Annotated in this window: 14 protein-coding genes; 12 read left to right on the top strand and 2 right to left on the bottom strand. The window is 53.9% G+C overall.

Translation table 11 applies throughout. The features are described 5' to 3' along the window. Positions 1-127 precede the first annotated feature (127 nt). From lpdA to lipB, 5 genes are all read left to right on the top strand, one after another. A complete protein-coding gene (gene lpdA / locus MKY59_RS19785) occupies positions 128-1552 on the top strand; it encodes a dihydrolipoyl dehydrogenase (protein ID WP_339273324.1) in 1425 nt (474 codons plus the stop codon). A gap of 190 nt (positions 1553-1742) precedes the next feature. Beyond that, the gene (locus tag MKY59_RS19780) at positions 1743-2771 is read left to right on the top strand and encodes a thiamine pyrophosphate-dependent dehydrogenase E1 component subunit alpha (protein ID WP_236419926.1); all 1029 of its coding nucleotides are present in this window, start codon (positions 1743-1745) and stop codon (positions 2769-2771) included. A gap of 2 nt (positions 2772-2773) precedes the next feature. Continuing rightward, complete coding sequence (locus MKY59_RS19775; protein WP_236419924.1) at positions 2774-3760, top strand: alpha-ketoacid dehydrogenase subunit beta; 987 nt, start codon at positions 2774-2776, stop codon at positions 3758-3760. A gap of 138 nt (positions 3761-3898) precedes the next feature. Further along, on the top strand, positions 3899-5362 hold the full coding sequence (locus MKY59_RS19770) for a dihydrolipoamide acetyltransferase family protein (protein ID WP_339273321.1): 1464 nt from the start codon (positions 3899-3901) through the stop codon (positions 5360-5362). Positions 5363-5480: 118 nt separating this feature from the next. Further along, positions 5481-6185: a lipoyl(octanoyl) transferase LipB gene (lipB, locus tag MKY59_RS19765; RefSeq protein WP_339273319.1), complete on the top strand. Its 705-nt coding sequence runs from the start codon at positions 5481-5483 to the stop codon at positions 6183-6185. 29 nt (positions 6186-6214) lie between these two features. On the opposite strand, the gene prli42 is transcribed toward lipB, so the two are convergent. Then, the gene (gene prli42, locus MKY59_RS19760; RefSeq protein ID WP_236419919.1) at positions 6215-6316 is read right to left on the bottom strand and encodes a stressosome-associated protein Prli42; all 102 of its coding nucleotides are present in this window, start codon (positions 6314-6316) and stop codon (positions 6215-6217) included. Between the two features lie 99 nt (positions 6317-6415). Between prli42 and MKY59_RS19755 the strand changes: the two genes are divergently transcribed. Continuing rightward, on the top strand, positions 6416-7549 hold the full coding sequence (locus MKY59_RS19755; protein ID WP_339273317.1) for a tripeptidase T: 1134 nt from the start codon (positions 6416-6418) through the stop codon (positions 7547-7549). 229 nt (positions 7550-7778) lie between these two features. On the opposite strand, the gene mciZ is transcribed toward MKY59_RS19755, so the two are convergent. Continuing rightward, positions 7779-7913 (bottom strand): Z-ring formation inhibitor MciZ, encoded by a 135-nt coding sequence (mciZ, locus tag MKY59_RS19750; RefSeq protein ID WP_236419912.1) that lies wholly within the window; start codon positions 7911-7913, stop codon positions 7779-7781. A gap of 129 nt (positions 7914-8042) precedes the next feature. Here mciZ and MKY59_RS19745 point away from each other — a divergent pair, with 129 nt between their 5' ends. The 6 genes from MKY59_RS19745 to MKY59_RS19720 all read left to right on the top strand — a co-directional run bounded on the left by MKY59_RS19745 (position 8043) and on the right by MKY59_RS19720 (position 12633). Next, a complete protein-coding gene (locus MKY59_RS19745) occupies positions 8043-8636 on the top strand; it encodes an NUDIX hydrolase (RefSeq protein WP_236419911.1) in 594 nt (197 codons plus the stop codon). Between the two features lie 2 nt (positions 8637-8638). Further along, entirely contained in the window at positions 8639-9874 is a 1236-nt protein-coding gene (locus MKY59_RS19740) for an endonuclease Q family protein (protein ID WP_339273315.1), read from the top strand. Positions 9875-10009: 135 nt separating this feature from the next. Continuing rightward, complete coding sequence (gene spoIIM / locus MKY59_RS19735; protein WP_339273313.1) at positions 10010-10639, top strand: stage II sporulation protein M; 630 nt, start codon at positions 10010-10012, stop codon at positions 10637-10639. A 106-nt stretch (positions 10640-10745) separates the two neighbouring features. Continuing rightward, on the top strand, positions 10746-11213 hold the full coding sequence (locus MKY59_RS19730) for a Fur family transcriptional regulator (protein ID WP_236419905.1): 468 nt from the start codon (positions 10746-10748) through the stop codon (positions 11211-11213). A gap of 210 nt (positions 11214-11423) precedes the next feature. After that, on the top strand, positions 11424-11666 hold the full coding sequence (locus MKY59_RS19725; protein WP_339273310.1) for a DUF4227 family protein: 243 nt from the start codon (positions 11424-11426) through the stop codon (positions 11664-11666). Between the two features lie 76 nt (positions 11667-11742). Then, positions 11743-12633: a tyrosine recombinase gene (locus tag MKY59_RS19720; protein ID WP_236419902.1), complete on the top strand. Its 891-nt coding sequence runs from the start codon at positions 11743-11745 to the stop codon at positions 12631-12633. The last annotated feature ends 150 nt before the right edge of the window (positions 12634-12783 follow it).

Genomic DNA, 12783 nt, shown 5'->3' with positions numbered 1-12783 from the left:
TTTCATCATAGCTTGGTTTACTTAAGCTGTCTATGCATAGACGGCGCGAAATTTTGAGTTCGCTGCTTTGGGAGAGTACAATGGAACCAAGGATAGCGTAAAACGTTGACAAAGGGGAAAAGATGAGATGCCAATTCATTGCGATGTTGCCATTCTTGGGGGAGGAACCGGAGGCTACGTTGCCGCCATTCGTGCCGCCCAGCTGGGAAAAAAGGTTGTCATTATCGAGAAGGACAGGCTGGGAGGAACATGCCTTCACCGGGGATGCATCCCAAGCAAAGCGCTGCTGAGAAGCGCGGAAGTCTACGCGGAAATTCAGGAAAGCGAGACATACGGAATTGAGACGACGGGCGCAACGCTGGTGTTTCCGAAGGTGCAGGCCCGGAAGGATGCCATCGTGGAGCAGCTGCACCAGGGCGTTCAATATTTGATGAAAAAAAACAAGATTGAGGTCGTACATGCGAACGGGCGCGTCATTGGTCCGTCGATCTTCTCGCCTCAAAGCGGAGCGGTGGCCATCGAATTCGAAGATGGCGAGATGGACACGGTTGTGCCGACAAACCTGATCATCGCCACAGGCTCACGGCCGCGCGTTATTCCCGGATTGGAACCCGACGGACGATACATTATGAGCAGCGACGAGGCGCTCCGCATGGACGAGCTTCCAGCTTCGCTGATCATCGTCGGCGGTGGAGTCATCGGACTGGAGTGGGCTTCCATGCTGAACGATTTCGGCGTGCAGGTGACGGTCGTTGAAGCGGCTTCGCATGTGCTTCCGGCAGAAGACGAAGATATCGCGAAGGAAATGCAGCGTCTGCTCGGCAAACGCGGGGTTCGTTTCCTGACGAAAGCGAAGGTGCTGACGGAAACGTACAAGTCCGGTCAGGACGGCATTCAAATCGAAGTGGAGTTATCCGGCGATAAACGCGAGGCGCTGAGCGCGGACAAGATGCTTGTATCCGTTGGCCGTCAGCCCAACGTGGAGAACATCGGCCTCGAAAATACGGATGTCAAGCTTGAGCGCGGCTTCATTGCCGTGAACAAAAACCTGCAGACAGGGGAAGGGCATATCTACGCGATCGGCGACGTGATCGGTGGTTTGCAGCTGGCGCATGCAGCCAGCCATGAGGGCATCCTGGCCGCTAACCATCTCGCCGGCGAAACGGTACACGCCGTAGAATCCCATCGTATTCCGCGCTGCGTATACACTCGTCCGGAGGCGGCGAGCATCGGATTTACCGAACGCGAAGCGAAGGAACGCGGCCACAGCGTCAAAACTGGCAAGTTTCCGTTTCAAGCCATCGGCAAATCGCTGGTCCATGGCAGCCGCGATGGATTTGTAAAGGTGATCGCGGATGCGGAAACGAACGATATTTTGGGCGTACATATGATTGGCACCCATGTGACGGAACTTATTGCCGAGGCTTCGCTCGCCCAGATGCTGGATGCTACGCCATGGGAAGTCGGGCAGACGATCCATCCGCATCCAAGCTTGTCGGAAATCATGGGCGAAGCGATGCTGGCGGTGGACGGAAAAGCGATCGGCATGTAGGCTGAAGAGCCTCGATAGAAAGGACCTTTCCTTTTTTGGGTAAAAGGGATTATAATAGGCTTAAGCCAAGTCTTAGTACCAGGTTATAAGATCGGGTTGTAAGACTGGCAGGGGGACCGCGACGAAATAAAGTACATTAAGCATTTCTTCGCGGCTCCTCAGGCTCTGAATTTAAAGGAGGTACCTCATAATGAGTTCACAAGGTACTGCAGGAGCAGTCCATCGGCACATTGAGCTGGGGCTTAGCGACGGAGAAGTGTTGGATATGTACAGAACGATGCTGCTTGCACGCAAGTTTGACGAACGATGCTTGCTGCTGCAGCGAGCCGGCAAAATCAACTTTCACGTATCAGGGATCGGTCAGGAGGCGGCGCAAGTAGGCGCAGCATTTGGCCTGGACCGCGATCACGATTATTACTTACCATATTACCGGGATTACGGCTTCGTATTGGCCGTAGGCATGACTCCGCGCGAACTGATGCTGTCCGCGTTTGCCAAAGCGGAAGATCCGAACAGCGGCGGACGGCAGATGCCGGGCCATTTCGGCCACAAAAAGCTGCGCATCGTAACGGGCTCCAGCCCGGTAACGACGCAGGTTCCCCATGCGGTGGGCATCGCCCTTGCCGCCAAGATGCAAAAAAAAGAGTTCGTTTCATTCGTGACGTTCGGGGAAGGATCCAGCAATCAGGGAGATTTTCATGAAGGCGCGAATTTTGCGGGCGTGCACAAGCTGCCTGTCATTATCATGTGCGAGAACAACCAGTACGCCATCTCGGTGCCTGTGCACAAACAGCTGAGCGGCAAAGTATCCGATCGTGCACTTGGTTATGGATTCCCGGGGCTGCGTGTGGACGGAAACGATGCGCTTGAGGTATACGCGGCGGTGAAGGAAGCGCGCAAACGTGCCATTGCCGGCGAAGGTCCGACTCTGATCGAAGCGATGATGTACCGTCTGTCGCCGCACTCTACCTCGGATAATGACCTTGCATACCGCACCAAGGAAGAAGTGGAAGAGAACTGGAAAAAGGACGGAGTCCTTCGCATGAGAAATTATTTGTTCGAATGCGGCATTTGGGATGAAGCCCAGGATGCGGATTTGGCATCCCAGCTCGCGCTGGAATTGAAAGAGGCGACCGAATACGCGGACAACGCGCCATATCCGAAGCCTGAAGATACGCTGACGCATGTATATGCAGAAAGCAACGAAGGGGGACGGTAATCATGGCGATGATGGAATACATTGATGCGATCCGTCTGGCAATGAAGGAAGAGATGGAACGCGACGAGAACGTGTTTGTGCTTGGCGAGGACGTTGGCGTCAAAGGCGGGGTATTTACCACGACCAAAGGATTGCAGGACCAGTTCGGCGAAATGCGCGTCATGGACACGCCTCTCTCCGAATCGGCGATTGCAGGCGTAGCGATCGGGGCTGCCATGTACGGCATGAAGCCGATTGCGGAAATGCAATATTCGGACTTCATGCTTCCGGCAACCAACCAGATCATCAGCGAAGCGGCCAAAATCCGATACCGTTCCAACAACGATTGGAGCTGTCCGGTCGTGATCCGTGCGCCGATCGGCGGCGGTATCTTTGGCGGCCTTTACCACTCCCAATGTCCGGAATCGATCTTTTTTGGCACACCGGGCTTGAAAATCGTTGCGCCGTACTCGGCATATGACGCCAAGGGCCTGCTGAAGGCGGCTGTACGCGATCCGGATCCCGTCCTGTTTTTCGAGAACAAAAAATGTTACAAGCTGATCAAGGAAGATGTGCCTGACGACGATTACATCGTGCCGATCGGCAAAGCGAACGTGCTGCGCGAAGGCGCCGACATTACCGTCATCGGGTACAGCCAGCCGCTGCATTTCGTAATGCAGGCTGCTGAAGAGCTTGAGCGTGAAGAGGGCATTACCGCGCACGTTCTCGACCTGCGCACGCTGCAGCCCCTCGACCGCGATGCGATCATTGCTTCCGCTCGTTTGACGGGCAAAGTGCTCATCGTGCATGAAGACAACAAAACCGGTGGGGTGGGAGCAGAGGTTGCGGCCATCATCAGCGAGGAATGCTTGTTCGATCTGGACGCGCCAATTCAACGCCTTTGCGGTCCGGACGTGCCGGCGATGCCGATCAGCCCGACGCTGGAAAAGTTCTACATGCTGAGCAAAGACAAGGCTAAGGAAGCGATGCGTGCATTGGCACAGTATTGATTGCTTTGCCTATATGTTCGGGGACGGTTACAAGAGAGGAAGGATTGATATACATTCAATCCCGATGTTGCCCCGTTACGGCGTGCGTAACGTGATGGCAACGGCTTAGATACAAGCAAAGTTAGGAGTGATATCGAAATGGCTGAACGCATGAAATGGATCGAGGTCATTATGCCGCAGCTGGCGGAATCGCTGGTATCGGCGACGATTGCAAAATGGTTGAAAAAACCGGGCGATGCGGTCGAGCAGTACGAGCCGATCTGTGAAGTGATTACCGATAAAGTGAATGCCGAGATTCCGTCCACCGTGGATGGAATCATGGGCGATCACCTCGCTGAGGAAGGCGCTACGATTGCCGTTGGCGAAGCGATCTGCCATATGCAGGTCGCTGTTTCCGGGGAAGAGGCAGCGGAGCAAATTACCGAGAACCGCCAGCCGTCTTCTGCTGCGGCGGGATCGGCATCGCAAACGGGAACGGACGCCCGAACTGTCGTTAATGCCGGGGTGCCTGCTCATGATCCCGACCAGCCAATGCGCGGACGTTACTCGCCGGCAGTTCAAACATTGGCTGCAGAACATGGCGTGAATCTGCAGCATATTCACGGAACAGGCATGGGGGGGCGCATTACGCGCAAAGATGTTCTGTCCTACGTCGCGCAGGGCGGAGCTGCATCTTCGCCCCCCGTTCAGCAGGTCGCCGCTCCTGAAGCAGCGGCGCATGCGACGGAGTCAGCAGCATCTCCGTTCAGCGGCATCAACCGCGGGCCGGTGGAGCCTTCCGCTGCCTCAACGCGCGAAGGAATTCCGGTGGCTGACGCGGGTGTGCCCGTCAGACATTCAGGCATTCATTTGACGGAAAGCCCGAAAATCCCGCAAATCGAGGTGGAAGGCGGCGGACAAGGACGTTCCGAGTACTTTATCGACGTGACGCCTGTCCGCAACGCCATTGCCCGCAATATGCGTCAAAGCGTATCCGAAATTCCGCATGCATGGACGATGATCGAGGTCGACGTAACCAATCTGGTCTTGCTGCGCAACAAGCTGAAGGATGAATTCAAGCGCAAGGAAGGCATTAACCTGACGTATCTGTCCTTCATGATGAAAGGCGTCGTCAACGCGATCAAGGACTATCCGATCATGAACTCGGTGTGGGCCGTGGACAAAATCATCGTGAAACGGGACATTAACCTGTCCATGGCGGTAGGTACGGAGGATTCGGTGCTGACACCTGTCATTAAACATGCCGATCAGCGGAATATTGCGGGACTGGCCCGGGAAATCGATGATTTGGCGCGCAAAACCCGTGAAGGCAAGCTGAAGCTGGACGATATGCAGGGAGGAACGTTCACGGTCAACAACACCGGCTCGTTCGGTTCGATCCTTTCCCAGCCGATCATCAATTATCCGCAGGCAGCCATTCTGACATTTGAATCCATCGTCAAGAAACCTGTGGTGATCAACGATATGATCGCGGTTCGTTCGATGGCCAACCTGTGCCTCTCGTTGGATCATCGGATTTTGGACGGCGTCATCTGCGGAAGATTCCTGCAGCGCGTCAAGGAGAATCTGGAAGGTTATAACATGGAAACGACAGTGTATTAACAGAATAGCAGGGTTATGGGAAAGTGTATGTGCCGGAGGCCGTGCACTTTTCCCGTTGTTTGTCGTTTGGTTGATCCGTCAGCACATCAATAATGAAGCAGAAGGGTGAGGAGATATCATGCATAAGCCGCTGGATGTTGCATACATACCGATGCTTGAATATGAAGAAGCCTGGAACAGTCAAAAATCAATTGTACAGCAGTTGGATGAGGGAGAAGGGAACGAGCGGTTGCTGCTGCTTCAGCATCCACCGACGTATACGATCGGTTCGCAAAATCATCCCGAGCACCTGCTTCTCAGTCAAGAGCAGCTTCGGGAGCAGGGCATTTCATTGTTTCAGATTGATCGTGGCGGAGATATCACCTATCATGGGCCCGGACAGCTTGTGGGTTATCCGCTGATTGTTCTCGGCCGCGACGAGGACCTTGACCTGCACGGGTATTTGCGTAAGCTTGAACAGGTCATTATCGATTATCTGGCCGATCAGGGGATCGAGGCCGGACGCAAGGAAGGCTACACGGGTGTATGGATCGGGGATTTGAAAATTGCCGCCATCGGCGTCAAATTCAATCGCTGCAAGCGTCGGCGCGGCTTCGTGACGAGTCACGGGTTTGCTTTCAACATCGCATCGGGGATCCAGAATGAAGGTTTCCAGGGAATTGTTCCTTGCGGCATCCAGCAATACGGAGTGACGTCGTTGGAAGATATTACGGGCAGAGCCTTTTCCGTGGAGTTGGTTGCCAAGGAGATCGTCTCCTATTTCAGCCGGCATTTTTCTTATGACATCCGTTGGGTAGACGAAAAAGAAGCCCTTCACCGCTAATGATTCAAAATGGTGCAAGGGCTAGGGGATTATCCGTAAAACAACGGTTCGAGCGCGATAAACAAAGTGGACCCCACCATCGCGATCAACATGATGTAAATGAAGATGCGAAACCATTTTTTATTTTGCATGATGCGAGGACTCCTTTCATCAAATAGTTATGCCGGACCCGTAAGAAAACGCCCACAATATATGTATTGTACCCTATCATTAAAGGAGAGAAAAGCCTTATGATCAAGCAACAGCGGATTGTCGAGCAGTTCATGGAACTGGTGCAAATCGATAGCGAAACGAAACACGAGCAAAATATCTCAACCGTCCTGAAAGAGCAGTTCGCCCGTTTGGGACTTCGCGTTTATGAAGACGATACGACGGCCAAAACCGGTCATGGAGCGGGAAATTTGGTCGTCACTTGGGAAGCTGAGGGAGCATCGGATGCTCCTGCAATTTTCTTTACATGCCATATGGACACGGTGACGCCGGGTACGGGCATTACGCCTATACTGGGAGAGGATGGCTGGATTCGCAGCGATGGAACGACGATCCTGGGCGCGGACGACAAAGCGGGCATTGCCGCCCTGTTCGAAGCGATCCGCGTCATTCAGGAGAACAACCTTCCACACGGCAAAATCCAGTTTGTCATCACGGTCGGAGAAGAATCCGGCCTGGTTGGGGCGCGCGCAATGAACCCGCAGGATATCGATGCCGAGTTCGGTTATGCACTCGATTCGAACGGCGCTGTAGGCACAATCTGCGTTGCTGCACCGGCCCGGGCCGAGATTCAGATGAATATTTACGGCAAATCCGCACACGCCGGGGTGAACCCCGAAGATGGCATCAGTGCCATTCAAGTGGCAGCCAAAGCGATTGCGGCGATGAAGCTTGGCCGGATCGACGATGAAACAACGGCGAACATCGGCAAATTCCAAGGCGGTTCGGCGCTGAACGTCGTCTGCGATTTCGTGCAAATCGAAGCGGAAGCACGCAGCATCGTTCAGGAGAAAGTAGAGCAGCAAGTTGCAAAGATGCGGGAAGCGCTCGAAACAACCTGCGACAAATTTGGTGCCAGAGCCGAATTCCACAGCGAAATATTGTATCCTGCATTTGGATTCCAGGATGATCATGAGGTGGTGCAGCTTGCACAGCGAGCCATTCGCGGCCTTGGGCTGGAGACGTCGACGTTTATGTCCGGCGGCGGCAGCGATGCCAACATCTTCAACGGCTTTAACATTCCGACGGTGAACTTGGCCGTAGGTTACGAAGAAATTCATACAACCAATGAGCGCATTCGGGCCGAGGATCTCGCCAAGCTGGCGGAAGTCGTCGTGGCCATCGTGCAGGAAACGGCTGCCGTCCGGAAATGATTGCAGCAGCCTCCGGTTAAGCAATAGCGTGGATTCGGCATTATGCATGGCATGCCACCGTCAACCGGAAGCGGCTTGGCTGAAACCAGGTGCGCTCCACAAGTTGAATAAAGTCCGAATCCGGCGCAAGCCGATTCGGACTTTTTGCAAAAACGCAAACAAGCGATTGAACATGCAACAGGGTTGGATTGAATCGGCCGCCATGCTGAAATACTGAAATAAAGGGGCGTTATTTCCGCCCTGCGATCAGGTCTGCAACACGGGCATCCGGTCCCCATTCGTTAAGCCACTGTTTAAGGATCAGTTTTACTTGCCGGGCCTGTCCTACCAAATGCACGGATTGTTTGGTGTAATAACTGTTCATCGGTTGTCCCCCTGATTGGTTATCTTTATGACCGGGTGTGGTATAAAATCACCATATGCCAAAACAGGAAGGTTTATACCGCACGAATACGTTGAAATTCAAACTCGTAGAACGGAGCTGAACTAAGTCATGAACAACGCAAACACGTCGCAAGCGAATATTTCCGCCAAATCGTCCAACCCGAAGCTGGATGAAAAAACGATCTCCACGGAGCAGATGTTCGAGGGGAGAGTGATCTCCCTCCAAATCGACACGGTGGAACTGCCTAACGGTCAGAGGGCGACCCGGGAAGTCGTTCGCCATCCCGGAGCCGTCGCCGTTCTCGCTTTGAGGGGCGATAAAATGCTGGTCGTCGACCAGTACCGGCAAGCACTGGGCCGGACGGAAGTGGAAATTCCCGCTGGAAAGCTGGATCCGGGCGAAGCGCCGGAAGTGGCAGCGGCACGCGAACTGCGCGAAGAAACCGGATATGCGGCCAAATCGCTGCGCCATCTGCGTTCCTTCTACACTTCCCCCGGTTTTGCGGACGAAATCATCCATCTTTATCTGGCCGAGGACCTGGAAGTAGGCGAGATGGAGCCGGACGAAGACGAATTTCTGGAAGTGTCCGAAATCACGTTGGATGAGGCTTATGCGTTAATGGACCAAAACCGGATCAGCGACGCCAAAACGATGCTGGCCGTGTATGCATGGGATCTGTACCGGGCCACGGGGCGGTTCTGACCATGGGGAATTCCATGGCATCTGCAAACGATTGGCAGCCTACCTACGCGGACCTTCACATCCATATCGGCCGGACTTCCCGAGGGGAAGCGGTCAAAATCAGCGGCAGCAGGGACCTGACGTTTGAAAATATTGCCCGCGAAGCTTCCGGACGCAAAGGGATCCGGCTGCTCGGGGTCATCGACTGCCACGCCCCCGTCGTGCAGCTGGACATCGAACAGCTGCTGGAGAAAGGCACCATGACCGAACTGGCGGGGGGAGGCATTGGGTACAGGGATACGACGATTTTGCTGGGGACGGAACTGGAGCTGCGGGAACCGGACAGGCGTGAGTTCCATATGTTGGCTTATTTCCGGGACCTGGCCACGATGAAGTCGTTCACGGCGTGGATTGCTCGTCACATGAAAAACGTCAACCTTAGCTCACAGCGGATCTATGTTCCCGCGCGGGAGATGCAGGCCGAGATCAGAGCCCGGGGCGGGTTGATCGTGCCGGCACACGTCTTCACGCCGCATAAAGGCATCTATGGCAGCACGGCCGCGCGAATGGCCGAGGTGCTCGATACCGATATGATCGACGCCGTCGAGCTCGGGCTCAGTTCCGATTCGTCCATGGCCAGCCATATTACGGAGCTGGACCCTATTCCTTTTTTGACCAACTCGGATGCACACTCCCTTGGCAAAATCGGCCGTGAGTACAATGAATTGCTCATTGCCTCGCCTTCGTTCGACGAATTTCGGTTGGCCCTGAAGGGTATGGAAGGCCGGAAAATCCGGGCGAATTATGGACTGAACCCGCGGCTTGGGAAATATCACCGCACCTATTGTGCGGCCTGCGGCAGCATCATGGACGAACAGGAGCTCTCTGCAGAACGCTGTCCTTATTGCGGCAGTCTCAAGCTGGTCCAAGGCGTGCTGGATCGGATACTGTCCATCGCGGATCGGAATGTTCCTGAAGTTCCGGCCTACAGGCCCCCTTACTGCTACCAAGTGCCGTTGGAGTTCATTCCCGGCTTGGGGAAGGCCAAGTTGAAGCAGTTACTGGAGCACTTTGGTACGGAGATGAATGTATTGCACCGCACAAGCGAGGAGGAACTGGCGCAGGTGGTAGGATCTCATTTGGCCGGCATGATCGTGGCAGCGCGGGAAGGTCGCCTGGAATTGGATTCAGGAGGCGGCGGCACGTACGGCAAAGTGAGCGTGCAAGGAAAAGAGCCTGGCATGTCCAAAGATCGTTAATCGGGAAAAGGACAAGAAGTCATACGAAGGGCGTCTCTATCATACGTATGGTTACATGGAAAATTGGAACGGAACATCCGCTCCCAAACATCGATGAACGTTGTTCATGTAACCGGAAAGGAGACCCTTGCTCGTATGCGTTCTTCTCACTTCAGTTTCAAAGGCCAAACTTCGCTCTATGTATTCGTGGCCGTCCTGTTTCTGGTTGGTGTCATTTTCGGTGCCCTGATGGTCAATGCACTGTCGCTGGAGCAGCGTCAGGATCTCGAAGGGTATTTGGGCAATTTTTTCGTTACGGTTCACCATGGCACATCCGGAGGGGAGACCGGAGCTTATTGGGACATTGCGATGCTGCATCTGAAGTGGATCGGATTGATCTGGATTTTGGGCCTGTCCGTCATCGGATTACCCGGCATATTGGTTCTCGATTTTATGAAGGGCGTGCTGATCGGATTCACGGTGGGATACCTGGTGGGGCAGTATTCATGGAAAGGCTTGCTGTTCGCGCTTGTATCCGTTGCTCCCCACAATTTGTTCGTCATCCCCATCTTGCTTGTATGCAGCGTTGCGGCAATGACTTTTTCAATCTACATCATTCGCAACCGGCTGCTCGCGCAGCGAGCTCCTGCAGGGCAGCGGCCGTTTGCCTCTTATCTTCTCTTGACGTTGGTTATGGCCGGGCTTTTGCTGGGCGTGGCTTCCTTCGAAACCTGGGTTACCCCGGCAATGATGCGCTGGGTCACGCCGATGCTGCTGCCCGTCTAGCTTGATAGCAATGTGTAAATTGTTGACTTTGATTACGCACTCCCCCTATAATGAAAGAAGTGGGTTAAGTTGCAGTGTGCAGTGATTTCCTAGGGGGAGGGAGAAAATGGAAGCACGGATCGATAAAATCAAGCAGCAACTACAGTCCCAAGGATATAAATTAACGCCCCAGCGGGAAGCCACCGTCAGAGTACTTCTTGAGAATGAAGAAGATCATCTGAGCGCGGAAGACGTATTCATGCTTGTTAAAGAAAAAGCTCCCGAAATCGGTCTGGCAACCGTGTACCGTACCCTCGAACTGCTGAGTGAGCTGCATGTTGTAGAGAAAATCAACTTCGGCGACGGTGTAGCGCGTTATGATCTGCGCGGAGATACGTCCAAGCATCATCACCATCACTTGATCTGCGTTCAATGCGGAAGTGTGGATGAAATTCGTGAAGACTGGCTCGGACCGCTTGAAGAGCGCCTGGAGCAGGAATTCAATTTTTCCGTCGTGGACCACCGTCTGGATTTCCACGGGATTTGTTATCGTTGCAAAGCTAAAAATGACCAGAAGCCCAAAGATGAAGAATAACATAGCGTGTCTTCAAGCTCTCACCGGAGGTTTTGACGGGGGAGCTTTTTTGGTCACGCAGGGTATGGAAGGTTTGCGCTTTCATATCATATCTCGGCAAATCCCGGCATAGGCTGATTCTGAACGCTTTCCTGAGCAAGACAAGCAGGTGCTGGAACATCTCGCCCTGAATACAGGAAAGGAAGGGAACGAATCGGGAGGGGATTGCCCATGGTTATTTCTGTGCGGAAAGGGCTTCGTTTTGTTCGGTTTATTCTGATTTTTGCAGCATTGGTTTATCTGTTCTATCATGTTCTGGATTTGTTCAATGGCTGGATTTCGCCTGTGGATCAATACCAGGCGCCTGTGGGAAACGCGATCAAAGTATTTCAGGAAACGGCTTGGCCAGGCCCTGGCGATGAGCGTCCCGCGTTTGCCGAGCGTCTGCGTTTGTTCTATTGGTATGGGGAATAGCCGACTTGAACACCTGGGATGCAATTACGGATGCAGGCTGCCCTTCGGGCAGTCTGTCAGATGAGGAGCGTTGTGCATGAAGCAGACGATACACGCCTATGCTTTATACCTTGAAGAAGACAAGGGAATGTCGAGCAGCACATTGGAATCGTATCTTCGGGACGTGGACAAGTTTATCGAATTTGCGGACAAAGAATACGGGATTCGGGAGGCGGATCAAGTACGCCGCACCCATGTGGTTCTGTTTATAGGCAAGCTGAAGCAGGCGGGCAGAGCCAATGCAACCATTGCCCGCAGTATCGTTTCCCTGCGCTCCTATTTTCATTTTTTGATGCGGCGCGGAGCGTTGATGCAGGACCCGACATTCGATGTGGAGGCTCCAAAGGCCGACAAGACACCGCCGCAGGTGCTCAGCGTGGGGGAGATTGAGCTGCTGCTTGCCGCGCCCGATACGGCTTCGGCTCAGGGCGTTCGCGACAGGGCCATGCTGGAGCTTCTGTATGCGACGGGCATTCGCGTCTCCGAGCTGATTGCGCTTGATGTGCGGGACATACATACGGATATGCGCTTTATTCGTTGCGGGGGTGCAGGTAAAGAACGCATTTTGCCCATTGGAGCTCCTGCAGCCCATTGGGTCAATACGTACATCCGTGATTTTCGCGGCGAGCTGCTCAAAACGGATGCGGACGAGCAGGCACTGTTCGTGAATGTCTCGGGACGGCGTTTGACACGCCAAGGTTTCTGGAAATTACTTAAAAAGGCTGCGCTCGACGCCGGCATTTCGGGGGAGATCACGCCTCATACGCTGCGCCACTCCTTCGCCGCCCACCTGATTGCGAACGGAGCGGATACCCGGGCAGTTCAGGATATGCTTGGACATGTGGAGCAATCCAACAATCCGTACGGCAACCACGGGCGGCGAACGATGAAGGAGATTTATGAAAATCATCATCCGAGGGCGAAGTAAGCGAAGGGAGCGCACATCGTCCATGAGCCGGTGACTGGGTAGATCGGAGTTGCATCGGTTAGTGCAGCGGCGTTTTTCTTGGGACGAGTTCAGGAGGATATACATGCATATCCATTCGTTGATGGCGAATACTTGGGTGCATGACAAAAC

Source organism: Paenibacillus sp. FSL W8-0426 (genome assembly GCF_037969725.1).
GTDB classification, from domain to species: domain Bacteria; phylum Bacillota; class Bacilli; order Paenibacillales; family Paenibacillaceae; genus Paenibacillus; species Paenibacillus hubeiensis.
The sequence above is the reverse complement of the archived record's forward strand: the minus strand, read 5'-3'. Positions and strand labels throughout refer to the sequence as shown.